Raw genomic sequence first — 15689 nt, 5'->3', positions numbered from 1 at the left:
CGGCCCTACACCGCTCCGAGGCGGAGTCGCACACGCTACGACCAGCAGGAACATCACACCCCAAGCCCTCAGGCTCATTGTCAGAACGCTCCCACTCCAAGGGGACCACGCCGAGCGCCCCCTTTACCGTGTTTTCCCGGGTGGCCGTGCGCCGGGTTCAGGAACGGCCTCTCCCAGAAGCGCCACTGAGGCCTCGCCCCATCCCCCACCCAGCAAGGGTGTAGGCCCTCCACCCCTCTTGGGTGTACACCCACGCCCCGCCCTGTTTGCTTCGGGCGCCCGGGGGTGTTTAGGAGAGAAGCCCCCCGCCGACGCCGCCCCACCGCCATGGCCCAGACGACGCGTTACGCCCATCCCTTCCTGCCCATCACCCGCGCCGACATGCAGGCCCGGGGCTGGGAACAGTGCGACATCATCATCGTGACGGGAGACGCGTACGTGGACCACCCGGCGTTCGGCCCGGTGCTCATCGCCCGCTTCCTGGAAGGCCGGGGCTTCAAGGTGGGCCTCATCCCCCAGCCCGACTGGCACTCGGCCGAGCCCTTCAAGGCCCTGGGCCCGCCGCGCATGTTCTTCGGGGTCGCCGCCGGCAACCTCGACTCCATGCTCAACCGGCTCACCGCGCAGAAGAAGAACCGCTCCGCCGACCAGTACAGCCCCGGCGGCCGCACCAACTGCCGGCCCGACCGCGCCACCATCGTCTACGCCCAGCGCTGCCGCGAGGCCTACCCCGACGTCCCCATCGTCCTCGGCGGCATCGAGGCCAGCCTGCGCCGCATCGCCCACTTCGACTACTGGAGCGAGAAGGTCCGCCGCTCCATCCTCTTCGACGCCAAGGCCGACCTGCTCGTCTTCGGCATGGGCGAGCGCCCCATCATGGAGGTCGCCGACCGGATGCGAAACGGCGAGCGCATCCAGGACATCCGCGACGTGCGCGGCACCGCCTACCTCATCAACGACGAGGAGATGCGCGCCCACGAGGCCGACCCCGCCCGCCGCGCCGCCGACCGCAAGACGGTCGTCCTCCCACCCTACGAGGCCGTCGTCTCCGACAAGCAGGCCTTCGCGGTCATGAGCCGCGACTTCCAGATGGAGACCAACCCCGGCAACGCGCGCCCCCTCGCGCAGCGCCACGGCAACCGCGCCATCTTCATGAACGCCCCCGCCCTCCCGCTCGAGGACGGCGTGGGTGACACCGCCGCCGGCAAGGCCACGGTGGCGATGGACGAGCTGTACGACCTGCCCTTCAACCGCGTCCCCCACCCCATCTACAAGAGCGAGGGCATCCCCGCGTACGAGACGGTGAAGCACTCCATCGTCCTCATGCGCGGCTGCTTCGGCGGCTGCACCTTCTGCTCCATCACCGAGCACGAGGGCCGCGTCATCCAGAGCCGCTCCGCGGAGAGCGTCCTGCGCGAGGTGCGCGCCCTGCGCCGCATGGGTGACTTCCGCGGGACGATTACGGACCTCGGCGGCCCCACCGCCAACATGTACAAGCTCAAGTGCAAGAGCGAGGACATCGAGAAGCGCTGCCGCAAGCTGTCCTGCGTGCACCCGGGCGTGTGCGAGAACCTCCAGACGGACCACGGCCCGCTCATCAGCCTGATGAAGGACGTGCGCGAGGAGGACGGCGTCAAGCACGTCTTCATCGCCAGCGGCGTGCGGTACGACCTGGCCGAGCGCTCCCCCGAGTACGTCAAGGAGCTCGCCGCGCACCACGTGGGCGGCCAGCTCTCCGTGGCGCCCGAGCACGTCTCGCCGCGCGTGCTGGAGAAGATGAAGAAGCCCGGCATCGAGAGCTTCGAGCGCTTCCAGCAGATGTTCGCCTGCGCCAGCGAGGAGGCCGGCAAGGAGCAGTACGACATCCCCTACTTCATCAGCGGGCACCCGGGCTCCACCCTGGAGGACATGGTGGACCTGGCGCTATGGCTGAAGAAGAACGGCAAGCGCCCCCGTCAGGTGCAGGACTTCATCCCCACCCCCATGGCCATGGCGACGGCCATGTACTTCACCGGCATCGACCCGCTGAAGATGGAGCCCGTCTACACGGCCCAGGGTCTGCGCGAGAAGCGCCTCCAGAAGGCGCTGCTCCTCTACTGGAACCCCGAGCACTGGCCCCTGGCCCGCGAGGCCCTGAAGCAGGCGGGCCGCACGGACCTCATCGGCCGTGGCCCGCACGCGCTCGTCCCGCCGGAGACACCCGCCGAGGCCGCCCGACGTCAGCGCACCGAGGAGCGGGATGGGCGCGAGCTGGACGACGCGCCGCGTGAGTCCCAGGCCCCCGCGCCCCGAGGTCCGCGCCGTCCCGGTGGCCCACGCCCCCACGGCTCCAGGGCCCGCTGAGCGAAAAGCGGCCGTCCAGCCGACCGTTTGAATAAACTGCGGTGACGTTCGTCGGGGGGGCCACATGCTCCCCTTGATTGCCCTGTTGCTGTTGACCGCGGCGCCGCCGACGCCGCCCCAGGTCACGCCCGAGCCCAAGCCGCCCCCGGAACAGCCCAGACCCCAGTGCATCACCGCCCAGGGGCGCGAGCTATGCGGCTTCCAGTGCAGGACCAGCGGCTCGAAGGCGGGCTGTGCCCAGACGCCCTATGGGACGTGTCAGGTCCTCCGCGACGAGGTCCACTGCTGGGACCCGCCACGGGTGGCCATCCAGCATCCGCCCCGCACGCCGGTGCGCCCCGAGTGCAAGGCGGTGCGCGGCAAGGTCGACTGCGGCTTCAACTGCCGCATCTTCAATGGCGAGGTGGCGTGCAACTCCACGCCCTACGGGCTCTGCGACACGCACTTCGGCAGGCTGGTCTGCTGGGACCCGCCCGACAGCGTCATCCATGAGTACGCGCAGGCCATGCCCGCGGCCCGCTGCCTCAACGCCTCCGAGGCGATTGCGTGCGGCTTCGACTGCAAGGCCAGCCGCACGGAGGTGCGCTGCACCAACACGCCCCGAGGCGTCTGCACGCTGAACGACCAGCGGCTCACCTGCTTCGACCCGCCCTCCCTCCTGCACTGCGACCACAGCAACCCGCCGCCGCCGCCCAACTGACGGCCCCGTCCCAAGCGGAGTGCTCGCCTCCTCGCTCGCGTGGCTACGAATCCCTGGGGCTCCACGCAGTCTCACGACGCGAGACAAAACCGGTGCGCACGCGCGCAGAGCTTGCACGCCCCGGTTGTGGCACCATTGACGTCGCATCCACTCCCGCGATGCGTGTCGTCTCACCATGCGCACCCCGTTTCTGTCTTCGTCGCGCCGACTCGCGAGCTTCGCGTTCATGGGGCTGTGCCTCATGCTTGGCTGCACCCGCGCGCCCCCGCCGCCGCTCGGGCACGCGGCCTACGTGTGGCAGCGGGACTGGAGCCCGTCGCTCGTCGAGTCCCTCACGCGGATGCCCCCGGAGCTGGGCGCGCTGCGCGTGCTCGCGAGGGAGCGCTCCGGCGACACACGCGCCCCCGTCTCCATCGCGGTGGATGTCGCGGCCCTCGCGAGGACGGGGCGCGACGTCGTGGCGGTGATGCGCGTGGATGGCACCGCGCCCCTCGACGGCATCTCCCTGGAGGAGGTCGCCGCCATCGCCCGCGACTGGAAGGCGCGCGGCGTGCGCGTGCGCGGCGTGGAGCTGGACCATGACTGCGCCACCACCGCCCTGCCCGCATACGCGGACTGGCTCGCGCGTGAGCGGCGACTGCTCGGCGAGCTGTCCCTGTCCATCACCGCCTTGCCCACCTGGGCCGGCGCGCCCGAGCTGGAGCGCCTGACATCCATCCCCGACGACGTCGTCGTCCAAGTGCACGCCATCCGCGCCCCCACCCTCTTCACCCCCGAGGAGGCGCGCGGCTTCATCGAGCGCTGGTCCCAGGCCACGCGCAGACCCTTCCACGTCGCGCTGCCCACCTACCGCGTGCGCCTGCGCGACGGCACGCCCCTGGTCTCCGAGCCTCGTGAGGTCTCGCGCTTCCTCGCGGAGCTGCGCGCGCGACCGGTGCAGGGCGTGAAGGGGCTCGTGTGGTTCCGCTGGGGCCACGCGGGTGATTCGGAGGCCTGGAGCCCGTCCACGCTGACCGCCGTCCTCCGACAGGAGCCGCTGACGCTCCAGGTCGAGCCCCGGCTGGTGGACGCGGGCGGAGGCACGCTCGACATCGTCCTCGAGAACACGGGCCGCCTGGACGGCGAGGCCCCGGCCCGGCTCACCCTTACTGGAAACCTGGAGGTCCTCGACGGCGTGGGCGGCTATGCCCCGCGGGGGAGCTCACTCGTGGCGCGCAAGCCTCCCCGCCTGCGCGCCGGCGAGCGACGCGTCGTCGGCTTCGTGCGGGGAAGCGAGGTGTCCCTTGTGGCTCCGTAGCCTGCTGTCCGCCGTGGTCATCCTGGTCGCCCTGACGCCCGTCCGCTCCGCGGAGGCCTGCGGCCCCGGCTTCCAGGACCGCCTCCTCGCCGACCGCGCGCTCACGCTCGGCGAGCTGCCCGGTGGGCTCTTCGCGCTGGAGGTCCACCGGCTCCTGCCGAAGCCCTCGGACGTGTTCGCGGTGAACGAGTTCCACGACGAGCCCCCCGACGCGCGTCAGGGCGGCGGGGCCCGGGAGACCGCGCTGTACGAGGCCGGCGCCAAGGCCTTCACCGCCGGAGACGCCGTGACGGCGCGGGCGCGCTTCCTCGAGGTGCTCGCGCTGCCCGCCGCGGAGCGACGCCGCTTCTCCACCTTCGCCGCGTACATGCTGGGCCGCAACGCGGGCGCCGGCTTCGAGGACGACGCGAAGTACGGCTTCGAGCTCACCCGGCAGCTGGTCCGCGAGGGCTTCGACGACCCGCTGGGCCTCGCGGTCTCCAGTCTGGGCATGCAGGCGCGCGTGCTGCTCCAGCGCGGCGACGACGTGGGCGCCATCCACCTGTACGCGGAGCAGGCCGCGCACGGCAGCGGCGGAGCGGAGGTGTCGCTACTCTTCGTCGCGCGAGCCCTCGCGCGAAACCCCGAGCGCCTCCAGGTCGCGCTGAAGGACCCGCTGGCGCAGCGGCTCATGGCCACCTTCGTGTGGACGCGCGGCCGCGAGTCCGCTTGGTCCGAGGAGCCCTCGGCCGGAGGGCTCGGCGCGGTGCTGGACGCGCTGGCCGCGGTGCCGGACCTCGCGGGCGCGGACCGGCTGGCCGCGGGCGCCTGGCGCGCGGGCCGCTTCGACCTGGCCGAGCGCTTCGTCGCCTCCGAGCAGACCCCGCTGGCCTCCTGGGTGAAGGCCAAGCTCGCGCTGCGCCGGGGCGACGCGTCCTCCGCGGAGACGTACCTGGCCGAGGCCGTGCGCGGGCTTCCCGAGCGGGAGTGGTGGCATGACTGGTACCTGGACGACACCAACCGCCCCCTGTGCCGCGCGGAGGGAGAGCGCGGCGTGCTCGCGCTGACGCAGGGCCAGTTCACCCGCGCCGCCGAGCGACTGTGGGCGGGCTGCTCCTGGCCGGACGTCGCCTACGTCGCGGAGCGGACGTTGAGCCTGGAGGAGCTCCAGCGCTTCGCGGCCACCCACCCGCGCACGGAGAAGAGCCACTGCGACCTGGTGCCGGAGTCGGAGCCGGAGTCACCCGACAGCGTCGGGGACGGCAACACGTCGCTCGGGATGCCCGAGCGGCTGCACCTGCTGCTCGCGCGGCGACTCCTGCGAGAGGGCCGGCACGACGAGGCCCTGGAGGCCTTCCGCGGCACCGCGGTGGAGGACGCGGCGCGTCGGTACGTGGAGGCGCTGCGCCGCGCCGACAGCGCGTGGGACGACCTGGACCGGGCCGAGGCGCTCTTCGCGGCGGCCAGGCTCGCGCGCTCCGAGGGCATGCGCCTGCTGGGGACCGAGGCCGCGCCGGACTGGGGCTGGGTCGACGGCAACTACGACGTCTCCCGCTATGACCGGGACGACGAGGAAGGGGACGCCACCGAGGACGAGCAGCGGGCCCGCGCGATGTTCCCCCGCGCGTCGCTCATGGGCGCGCAGGAGCAGCGGCTCTCGGCCCTCCACGGCCCGCCCCTCACCGAGCGCTTCCACTACCGGCACGTGGCGGCGCGGCTGGCCCAGCGCGGCGCGGAGCTGCTGCCGCCGCGCAGTCAGGCCTACGCGATGATGCTGTGCCACGCCGCGCTCCACGTCGCCAACCGGGACCCGGCGATGTTCGAGCGCCTGTACCGGACGTACATCCGCAACGGCGCGCGCATCGACGACGTGCAGTGGTCCTTCGGGGCGTCGTGCCTGGAGCCGAACTTCGCGAAGGTCCGCGCCGAGCGCCCCTTCTACGCCCAGGCCCTGCCCCAGCGGCACCGGGTCAAGCTGATGGTCGGCGGGGGCATGCTGCTGCCGACGGTGATGGGCTTCGCCTTCTTCCTGCGCCGCAGGCGCCGCGCCCCCTCCGCCTGAACCGGGCACTTCAGCGCGCGCGGAGGATGGCGCGCGCCGGAGCCCCGTCGCCCCCCGCGATTCGCAGCGGCAGACACACCAGCTCGTACGTCCCCTCATGCACCTGGGACAAGTCGAGCCCCTCGATGATGCAGATGCCCGCGTCCAGCAGGGCGCGGTGCGTGGGAACGCCCTCGTCCGGGCTGCCGATGGACAGGTAGTCGATGCCCACCGTGCGCACCCCCAGCTCCGCCAGGTAGCGCGCGCCCTCGAGCGACAGGTACACGAAGTCCGGCTGGAAGGGCTGGGAGGGCCACCGCCGCGCGGAGTTCGCCGTCTTGAAGAGCAGCCGCTCCCCCGGCTGGATTGCGTGCGCCTTCAGTTCCTCCACCTGGATGGCGCGCGCGTCGCGAATCTCCAGCACGCGGGCCACGCCCATCAGCCGGTCGAAGGACAGCGCGTCCACGCCCTCGGCGCCCTTGACGAAGTGCACGGGTGCGTCGACGTGGGTGCCCGAGTGCGCGCCGAAGGACAGGTCCGACACGTTGGCGTCGTCCCCCTTGTCCAAGTCCTGCGAGCGGGTGATGCGCACCTCGGGGTTGTCCGGCCAGTGCACCATGCCGTCGCGCAGCGGCACGGAGATGTCCACCCACGGCGACGCGGGGGCGGAGCGGCTCGTCTCGGCAGCGGTCTCCATGACTCTGAATCCTGGCCATCCCCCGCGCGCCGCGCCGACGGCCACGGGGCCCGGCCCCCTGCTCGCCCCGAGGCCGGACGAGCCGCCACCCGCACCTCGTGAATAACGAGACAGCCGAAGGCGCGAAGGTCCGCGTCGAGCGTCCACGCAGGGACATCCGACCACCTTTTCTCCTCGGGAGGGGTCGGCTAGGGTGCGCCGCCCTTCACGGTTCACAGGAGCACAGAAGATGCCGAGGACGTCCCAGGAGCAGACCCAGGAGCGACACGCGTTCCTGCTCACCCTCTTCCGCCAGCAGCCGGACATCAGCAGCAAGGACGCGCTGGAGTCCTTCAAGACGAAGTTCGGGGCGACCATCAACCTGAAGACCTTCAACCAGCTGCGCGCGGAGGCCGAGGAGGAGGTGGCCGCCGCCGCCCCGGTGGCGGCCGAGGAGCCCGAGGCCGAGGTGGACAGCACGCCCGAGCCCACCGTCGATGACGCCGCCCTGCAGCTCAAGGCCGCCGCCAACCCGGAGGCCCTCAACGGCGCCGCCGCCCCGGCCAAGAAGCCGAAGGCCAAGGGCAACGGCTCCAAGAACGTCTTCGTGGACGCGCCCAAGGAGCACCTGACCTTCCTGGAAGGCATCGTGCAGCAGCTCCAGGAGGCGGGCGCCGCCAACGTCCGCATCGACCACTCCACGGACCGCTGGATGGTCCTCGTGGTGGACGCGAAGTAGGCCCCGACGGTCCGGGCTCCCCGTCGAACGTGGGGGCCCGGCGCGTCAGCGACGCAAGAGCTCCAGGGCGCGCTGGAAGTCCGCCGGAAGCGCGGCCTGGACTCGCACCAGCTCCCCGTTCAACGGGCCCGGCAGCTCCAGCTGGAATGCATGGAGCGCCTGTCGGCCCAGGGCCTTCGCCGCGGGGTGCTCGCGGGCGGCCTCGGTGCCGTAGAGCGAGTCCCCCAACACCGGGAAGCCCGCCTCGGAGAGCTGCACGCGAATCTGGTGCGTGCGCCCCGTGTCCAGGTCCACCTCCAGAAGCGCGGCCCCCGCGAAGCGCTCGCGCACCTCGAAGGAGAGCGCCGCCCTGCGCGCGGAGTGCACCCGGGTGGTGAAGCGGCGCGGGTCCTTCGGGTCTCTCGTGTAGGGCCCCTCCAGGCGCCCCTGCTCCGGCGGGTGGCCCAGGACGAGCGTCCGGTAGCGCTTGTCCACCTGCTTCTGCTGGAAGGCGCGCAGGAGCGCCGCCGCCGCGGTGTCCGTGCGCGCGAAGGCCAGACACCCGCTGGTCTCCCGGTCCAACCGGTGCACCACACCGGGCAGCGCCTGTCCCTCCACGTCGAAGGGTGGGCGCTGGCTCGCGAGCAGGTCCACCACGGAGGTCGCGCGCCCCTCGGGCTCCACCACGAGGCCGGGCGGCTTGTCGATGATGACCAGGGCCGCGTCGTCGTGGAGCACCGTCAGCGCGGGCCCCTCGACGGGCGGGCGCGTGGGGGCCTTGGGCTCGGGACGCTCCAGCTCGATTTCCTCGCCGCCCCACAGCTTGCGCGTGGGCTGACACTTCTTGCCGCGGATGCGCACCCCGCCCGACGCGATGAGGGCGCGGGCGCGCTCCAGCGAGAAGCCGGGCACGTGCTTGGAGACGAAACGGTCCAGCCGCTCTCCCGCGACCTCATGCGGGACGAGGAGTTTCTGCTGCGCCATGTCCACCCCGTCCCTCATGCGCCGCGGGGAGTCAACGCCCACGTGGCGCCACCTACCCCTGGAGTCCCCCTACGCTCCGCCCGCCGCGCGTGTCACACCCGGAAAGGCTCGCGATGTGACAGGCCGGGTCGCGGCTGACCAGCGAGGCCGATGACTTGTCATTCGTTGACTTTCCGACACGGAGCGTATGACAGTGTTTGTCCGGGCTCGAACCAGGCCCGCTCTGAGGGGGAGCTCATGGATTTGACGCACAGTCGCATCGCGACACGTCTCGTCGTTCTCGCAGGATGCCTGTCTTTGCTGCCCGGATGCCCGTGGGTCATCAAGCCCACGCCCAAGCCCAGGAGCATCGAGGAGCAGCGAGAGGTCGTGATGGCGGCCTTCCAGAAGCGTCCGCCTCACGAGGACTTCGTGATGCTGGACCTGGCCGATGACGACCAGTACGAGTACGCGCGCCACCGGCTCCAGGAGGCCGCCGCCGCGCAGGCCACCCAGGGCGGTCAGGACACGCCGGGGCCGACGGTGGCCCGCGACTTCGCGCGCGCGCTGAAGACACTGGAGATCGCCCGGGCCAAGGCAGTGCGGGGAGGCCCGCGCCCCAAGCCCACCGACTGGGACTGCGACCACTTCATCCACGTGAACGACTCGCGCACGGTGGGCGGTGGCAAGGTGCAGCAGGCGGACAAGGCGCAGGACCACCGGCCCTCGTTGATCCTCAACCCCTATGCCACGTGCGCGGGCGGCGCGACGCACGTCTTCACGGACGTGACGGCGTACGACAGTGACTTGTCCGGCAAGAAGCTGACGGTGCTGGCCAAGAGCGCCAACGAGGAGCACAACGACGGCAAGACGTTCGACGACACGGCGGTGTCGGTGCGGCCGTCGATGGCGCCGGAGAGCAAGGTCGTCGTGGAGTCGCTGATGGTGGCGCACAACGACCAGACGGGCGAGGAGCACGTCTCGTTCTCGAGCCTGGACACGACGCTGGCGCCCGAGCCGGTGAGCTTCACGATGGACCACCCCCGCTTCGCGAGCAACGAGCCCCGCTCGAACATCAACCTCACCACGTGCCAGCTGCGCGGCGGCGCGGACTGTGACTACGCCATGGTGACCAACGCCCAGGGCACGCTGGCGCCATACCCCCAGACCCCGGTGGGGCTGGCGCTGCGCAAGACGGGCAACCCCTGGACGGGAGACCCCGCGGCCTACTTCCCGTTCCAGACGGGGCAGACCTTCGACATCACCAACATCTACGTCCCCACGCAGCTCACGTTCGACGCGGGCGCGATGTCGCAGCCGTGCACCATCCAGGCGATGAAGAACGGCCCGACGACGACGCGGATGCGCCTCATCAAGACGGACTCGGGCGGCACCTGCACGACGCTCGCGGACCTGTCGGACCTGTTCGCCATCAATGGGAAGACGGCGAGCATCCAGCGGCTGGTCAACCTCTCGCAGAACACCACGGCCAACGGTGGCACGGGCTGCACGATGGAGAAGATCGTCAACGAGCCCGTGGTGATGTCGATGACCCTCTACTCGATGGCGACGTGTGGCGGCGCCGCCGCGGTGCCGCGCCTGACGACCTTCACGAGCACGGCGCTGCCCACCAACCCCTTCAACCTCAACGTGCTCAACAGCTGCATGGCGGAGGGCACGAAGGTGACGCTCGCGGACGGGACGCGGGCCCCCATCGAGACGCTGAAGGTGGGCGACAAGGTCCGCGCCAACGCGAGCGGCCGGGTGCTGACGGTGCAGGACTTCATCTTCGGGCGGGAGCCCAAGCCGCTGGTGCGGCTGCGCGATGACCAGGGCCACGACGTGCGGCTGACGGAGAAGCACCCGGTGCTGCTCACCTCCGGGCTCGTGGTGCCCGCGGACAAGGTCCAGGTGAAGGACCAGGTGCGCACCGAGTCCGGCACGGCCTTCATCACCGCCACCGAGCGCGTGCCGTACGACGGCAAGGTCTACAACCTCAAGCTGGGCACGGCCGAGGAGCTCGAGTCGCTCGGCCCCAACGAGCGGACCCTGTTCGCCGATGGCGTGCTCGTGGGCGACGACACCATGCAGCGCGAGCTGACCTCGCCGCGCCGCGCGTCGGCCACGCCGTAGTCCACCCCCGATGTGCTGTGCCGCGCTGGGGGCGCCTCTTCGGCCATGACGGCCGGGTTGTCGCCCTCGGCGCGAGTCCTCGCGGAGCCCGTGAACGCGCTGGGAGCGCGCCTTCGTCCAAACGTGTCGCCCTCGGCGCGAGTCCTCGCCGAGCCCGTAAACGCGCTGGGAGCGCGCCTTCGCTCAAGCGTTTCGCCCTCGGCGTGAGTCCTCGCTGAGTCCGTGAATGCGCTGGGAGCGCGCCTTCGTTCAAGCGTGTCGCCGGAGGCCCAGGGCGCGCGAAGCGGAGGCAGCGGTGCTCCACCTTCGCCAGTGCGCGTCAGCCGAGGGCCGCGATTCGCGCCGCCACCAGGATGGCCGCCGCGGTGCTCCTTCCCGAAGCCGCCGCGCCCTCCATGTAGCCCTGGGCTTCGTAGAACGAGCTGGTGTGCTCGCCCGCGAAGAACAGGTGGCCCACGGGGGGTGCCTCGTAGCCCGCCAGGCTCGTGAACTGTCCCGGTCCGTAGGCCGTGTAGCTGCCCAGCGTGAAGGGGGAGCTCGGCCAGTGCTCCAGGTGCGCGAGGATGCGCCGGTCCACGCCGCGCTTCACCGCGCTCGCGGTGCCCGGCACCACCCGGTTCATCGCCGCCACGAAGCGCTCGGCCTCCAGCGCCACGTTGCCCGGGTCCATCGCCGCGCCGCGCGCTCCGCTCGCGTAGTCCGTCAGCACCGCGTCCCTGGCCGTGGCCCGGCTCGGGTTCGTCTCCCACGTCGCCTGGTGGTGCATCAGGTCCGAGTACGTCGCGCCGCTGCCCCCGCCCGCGCGCCACACCGGCCCCTGGTAGCCCACCATCAGCTTCGCATTGGTGCCGTAGCCCAGCTCCTGGATGACCTTCGTCTTCCAGGGCGGCAGCCCCAGCGAGCCATCCAGCGCCACGCGCCGCAGGGTGGTGAAGGGCACGGCGAGCACCACGACGTCATAGGTCGCGGTGAAGCTCCAGGAGTCCCGCCGCAGCGACAGGGCCAGCGCTCCCGCGGGCGTCCTGCGTACGGCCTCCAGTCGCTCGCCCCAGCGGACCTGACCGGGCAGGCGCGCGGCCAGCTCGCGAGGAATCTGCTGATTGCCGCCGAGCAGCCGGTAGCGCTCGTCGCTCTCGCCATAGGGCTCGAAGCGGCGACACTGCTCCGTCCCAATCAGGAACAGCAGGTTGAGACAGCTCAGCGTGTCCGCCGTCCGTCCATACTCCGCTTCGTATGCGGCGATGATGGCGGCCGATATCAGGGGCCCCGCGTCGCGGGACTCCAGATAGGTCATCAGGTCCATCACGTCGAAGGCGCGGTCCACGGGCGTATGTCGCGCGGCCGTGGGCGCGTCGGAGAGCCGTGACAGGTCCTGGCGGATGGCGGCGATGAGCGGGCAGTACTCCGCCAGGATGGCGGACTCCGCGTACCGCTGCCCTCCGAAGAAGTACGTCACCTCGCCGTGGAACCGCGCGAGGTCCTCTCGCTCCAGATGGAACTGGCGCGCGTAGCCCAGCATCGTCGCATGTCCGGAGTCGATGAACTCGCCTCCCCGCTCGACGACCTGTCCCGGGAACGTGACGGGCCCGCCGAACGCGCCGCCCATCGAGTACACCCGGCCACCGGTGCGCTCACTCGCCTCGTGCACCGTGGCAATGACGCCCGCGCGCCGCAGCTCGTAGGCACACGCGAGCCCGGCGAGCCCCGCGCCGACAATTCCCACCCGCGGCGATGGGAGCGCATGCGCCTCCTGCGCCCGCGCGCTCCCGACGGCGAACCCCAGCCCCAGGACCGTCAGCCCCTTCAACACGGAGCGGCGGTCCACGCCGCGCCGGGCCTCGAACGGACGGGTGACCTCGCGTCGCGTGATGGAAGCGGCGAGTGCCTTCCGGGTGGTCTGGCGGAACGAATCGAAGAGCGCGGTGCGGGGCATGCGGGGCTCCAGGAGGTGCGAGGACGACTGCCCTCTCCTTCCGGAGCCCGCCTTCTGGCGCAGCGCCGACCTCCGGCGTGCCCTTCACCGGACATCCCGAATGTGAAGCAGCGCGCCCTTTTCCGACGCGCCCAACCCCGCTAAAGCCGCCCGCACGCGGACAGCCTCATGCCCAGGGGACCCATGCTTTGCAGAATCGCCGACCGCCAGGTGCCTTGTTCGTGGCTGTACTTCCGCGAATTCGACGACGGGCGCGGGAGGACGACGAGGACATCCTGCGGTTGCGAGCACTCGGGTGGCCGCCCCTGACCGGGTTGGTCGAGCGGCACGCCCACGTCCTGGAGACCTTCATCGCCAGACACATCGGTTACGACGTCATCCAGTGCCTGTTCCCGCCCGCGGCGGGAGCAAGTCCCCGCTACCTGATTGACAGTGTCGAGCGCGCTCGCATCGCTGCCCAGGTCATCACCCTGAGGGGCCAGGCCATCGCCATCCCCCGCGCGACAGCCACGTCCTCATGACCCGGCGTGGCTCGCGCGCCCCACCCCGCGTCGGCCTTCCGCGTTGCGCCAGCCAGTGTCGCGGTGAGGCCGCCCACCGTTGAGCCGGTGCTTCGACTTGCGCCGAAGGAAGCTGCTCGCATCCGCGCGGCGGTAACAGGTGAGGAGGCGCTCGTCGTCGCTCACCAACACAATCCAGCCACGCGCCTGCCGCGCGAGAGACGAGTCGCGCAGGGCCCGCGAGAGGTCTCGCTCCAGCACCGTGACGTGCGTCGCCCCCGCCGCGCGGACCCGCAGGCCGTAGTCGAGGATGAAGTCCAGGACCTCCTGACGCAGCATCCCGCGCGCGCTGTGCTCCAGGAACGTGAAGGTGGGGAGAGTCGGGCGGGAACTGGACGGGCGACACCGGGCCATGGGGCTTCCTCCTGTTGCCTCCCCTCCTCTTCACATGCCGTTCCAAGCCACCCCCTACGAGATTCCAGGGGGTTGCGGGCTCAACGCCCGGGCCGCGCGAGACATTTCGTCAATGCGCCGCCGCCCGCGTGACAGCACGACGCACGCCCCTCCGTCACTCCGGCGGAATCAGCACCGCAGGCTCCACTGTGCTCCCGCGCCGCCAGGACTCCCACCCACGAAGCAGTCGCGGATACAGCGCGCGGAAGGCGACGAACCACACGACGCCCGCGAGCAGGTCGACCGCGTAGTGGTAGCGCAGCACCAGCGTGGAGACGAAGAGCAACACCGCCACCGGCAACATCCCCCGGAAGCGCCACGGATGCGCGAGCCTGTCGTGCGCGAGCAACACCAGCGTGATGTACACGTGCAGGCTCGGGAACAGGTCGTAGGTGGACGAGCCATGGGCCACGACGGCCGCGTTCAGCCAGGTCACCCACCCTCCCTCCACGGGCACGGTGAACAGCTCGGGATACGCCGCCACGGGTCCCACCGCGGGCACCAGGTAGTAGCCCACGAGCCCCGGCACGTAGGCGGAGAAGACCTGACCGAAGAACGCCTCCGCGCGCTCCCGCGAGCCCACCACCGCCCACGCCATGGACAGGTGCAGGTAGACGTGGAACGACAGGTAGCTCGCGCTGAACACGTCGTTCACGGCCGGCGAGCTCCAGCGCTGCAGCCACACCGACGGCGTGCTCCCACCGAACACCCACGCGTCCAGGCCGAACAACACGGCATCCCTCGTCGGAAGCCCGAGCGCCGGGAGGGTGTCCTTCACCGACGCATAGAAGAAGAACGTCGCCGCATAGGCGCACAGCAATCGGACGCGGAAGGCGTGTCCCCAGCGCTCCAGACGCGCGAGCCCCACCACCGCGAGGATGAACAGGAGCGTCGCGCCGAGCACCTGGAGGAAGACCGCCGAGCCCGCTCCCGCGACGACGAGGAGCCCACACGACAGCACGCCCCCGAAGCCCGCGAGCAACCCCTCGTGCAGGAAGGGACGCTCAGACATCCGGGGACGCGGCGCGCCGGGCCTCGCGCATCAGCGAGCCACTCAGCACGCCGCGGACGAACGAGAAGTACGACGGGATGAAGGGCGCGCCCTGCGCGACGAGCCCGGCCCGCAGGGACTGGTGCAGCGCGGGCAGGTTGTACCAGGGCACCCGCGGATACAGGTGATGCTCCAGGTGGTAGTTCTCGTTGCACATGAAGAAGCGCGTCACCGGATTGGAGAGGATGGTCCGCGAGCCCCGGACCGGATGCGTATTCTCCGTCAGGAAGGTGTGCTGGCTCATGCCCCGGATGTTGACCAGCGTGTTGATGATGACCATGGGCAGCACCCACGCATGCAGCAACACCTGCCACGGCACGAAGCGTGCCGCGAGAACACCCGCCACGAGCACCACGGCGACCTCGAACGCAATCCATCGCCGCTCGGACGGCGTGCCGTGCTTGAAGCCCAGGATGGGAATCATCGTGATGTACGCGGGGTAGCCGAGCAGCAGCCGGCCCAGGTGCATCGCCAGCTCCAGCCAGCGCCGCCCCGTGTAGTTCGCGTAGTGGTCGGGGTCCAGGCCACCGCCCAAATCGCGGTGGTGCCGCAGGTGCAACACCTTGTAGGCCGCGAAGTTCTGGAGCACGGGCCAGGCACACAGCATCCCGCCCAGTCGATTCAGCCAGGGCCGCGAGGACAGCCCACCATGCACCGCCTCGTGGGTGAACAGGCTGATGCCATGCAGCGCGGCGGCCGAGACCAGGTAGAGCGGCAGCCGGACGAGCCAGCTCGCCACCGAGTCACCGTCCCTCGCCAGCAGGACGACGAGCCACGCAGACACGCCCTGGAGCAGGAGGAACAGGACGAGCCGGGGCAGATGACGGGCGTCGACCCGCTCCAGCTCGCGCAGGGACTCGGGGGACAGCACTGCGGAGGGCGTGGGCATGGCGCGTCCTGAT

13 protein-coding genes are annotated in these 15689 nt (G+C 71.0%); 7 read left to right on the top strand and 6 right to left on the bottom strand.

The window, feature by feature from the left end; all coding sequences use genetic code 11:
• Positions 1-327 precede the first annotated feature (327 nt).
• The 4 genes from VZQ01_RS31085 (at position 328) to VZQ01_RS31070 (ending at position 6381) form a co-directional block, all read left to right on the top strand.
• Positions 328-2343 (top strand): YgiQ family radical SAM protein, encoded by a 2016-nt coding sequence (locus tag VZQ01_RS31085; RefSeq protein WP_426745425.1) that lies wholly within the window; start codon positions 328-330, stop codon positions 2341-2343.
• A 64-nt stretch (positions 2344-2407) separates the two neighbouring features.
• Entirely contained in the window at positions 2408-3043 is a 636-nt protein-coding gene (locus VZQ01_RS31080) for a hypothetical protein (protein ID WP_223781890.1), read from the top strand.
• A gap of 175 nt (positions 3044-3218) precedes the next feature.
• Complete coding sequence (locus tag VZQ01_RS31075) at positions 3219-4340, top strand: DUF3142 domain-containing protein (RefSeq protein ID WP_408889570.1); 1122 nt, start codon at positions 3219-3221, stop codon at positions 4338-4340.
• The gene (locus tag VZQ01_RS31070) at positions 4327-6381 is read left to right on the top strand and encodes a hypothetical protein (RefSeq protein WP_426745424.1); all 2055 of its coding nucleotides are present in this window, start codon (positions 4327-4329) and stop codon (positions 6379-6381) included. The genes VZQ01_RS31075 and VZQ01_RS31070 overlap by 14 nt, the downstream gene beginning before the upstream one ends.
• 10 nt (positions 6382-6391) lie before the next feature.
• Here the strand turns inward: VZQ01_RS31070 and VZQ01_RS31065 are convergent, their stop codons facing one another.
• On the bottom strand, positions 6392-7057 hold the full coding sequence (locus VZQ01_RS31065) for a cyclase family protein (protein WP_223781887.1): 666 nt from the start codon (positions 7055-7057) through the stop codon (positions 6392-6394).
• Between the two features lie 229 nt (positions 7058-7286).
• Between VZQ01_RS31065 and VZQ01_RS31060 the strand changes: the two genes are divergently transcribed.
• Entirely contained in the window at positions 7287-7775 is a 489-nt protein-coding gene (locus VZQ01_RS31060; protein WP_426745423.1) for a hypothetical protein, read from the top strand.
• A 45-nt stretch (positions 7776-7820) separates the two neighbouring features.
• Here VZQ01_RS31060 and VZQ01_RS31055 read toward each other — a convergent pair whose 3' ends face one another.
• Positions 7821-8738 (bottom strand): RluA family pseudouridine synthase, encoded by a 918-nt coding sequence (locus tag VZQ01_RS31055; protein WP_426745422.1) that lies wholly within the window; start codon positions 8736-8738, stop codon positions 7821-7823.
• A gap of 297 nt (positions 8739-9035) precedes the next feature.
• Between VZQ01_RS31055 and VZQ01_RS31050 the strand changes: the two genes are divergently transcribed.
• The gene (locus tag VZQ01_RS31050) at positions 9036-10850 is read left to right on the top strand and encodes a Hint domain-containing protein (protein WP_426745421.1); all 1815 of its coding nucleotides are present in this window, start codon (positions 9036-9038) and stop codon (positions 10848-10850) included.
• A gap of 319 nt (positions 10851-11169) precedes the next feature.
• Here the strand turns inward: VZQ01_RS31050 and VZQ01_RS31045 are convergent, their stop codons facing one another.
• On the bottom strand, positions 11170-12783 hold the full coding sequence (locus tag VZQ01_RS31045; protein WP_426745420.1) for a flavin monoamine oxidase family protein: 1614 nt from the start codon (positions 12781-12783) through the stop codon (positions 11170-11172).
• Positions 12784-13064: 281 nt separating this feature from the next.
• On the opposite strand from VZQ01_RS31045, the gene VZQ01_RS31040 reads away from it, so the two are divergent.
• Positions 13065-13304, top strand: coding sequence for a hypothetical protein (locus VZQ01_RS31040; RefSeq protein ID WP_426745419.1), 240 nt, complete (start codon positions 13065-13067; stop codon positions 13302-13304).
• On the opposite strand, the gene VZQ01_RS31035 is transcribed toward VZQ01_RS31040, so the two are convergent.
• The 3 genes from VZQ01_RS31035 to VZQ01_RS31025 form a co-directional block, all read right to left on the bottom strand.
• Positions 13299-13697, bottom strand: coding sequence for a hypothetical protein (locus VZQ01_RS31035; protein ID WP_223781881.1), 399 nt, complete (start codon positions 13695-13697; stop codon positions 13299-13301). The two genes, VZQ01_RS31040 and VZQ01_RS31035, sit on opposite strands and share 6 nt — an antisense overlap.
• 154 nt (positions 13698-13851) lie before the next feature.
• Positions 13852-14748, bottom strand: a complete 897-nt coding sequence (locus VZQ01_RS31030; RefSeq protein ID WP_426745418.1) for a phosphatase PAP2 family protein — start codon at positions 14746-14748, stop codon at positions 13852-13854.
• Positions 14741-15676: a fatty acid desaturase family protein gene (locus VZQ01_RS31025; protein ID WP_426745417.1), complete on the bottom strand. Its 936-nt coding sequence runs from the start codon at positions 15674-15676 to the stop codon at positions 14741-14743. The genes VZQ01_RS31030 and VZQ01_RS31025 overlap by 8 nt, the downstream gene beginning before the upstream one ends.
• Positions 15677-15689 lie beyond the last annotated feature (13 nt).

The sequence above is a fragment of the Myxococcus faecalis genome (assembly GCF_050039385.1).
Classification (GTDB): Bacteria; Myxococcota; Myxococcia; order Myxococcales; family Myxococcaceae; genus Myxococcus; species Myxococcus fulvus.
Note: the sequence above shows the minus strand (reverse complement) of the source record. Positions and strands in the feature narration are given on the sequence as shown.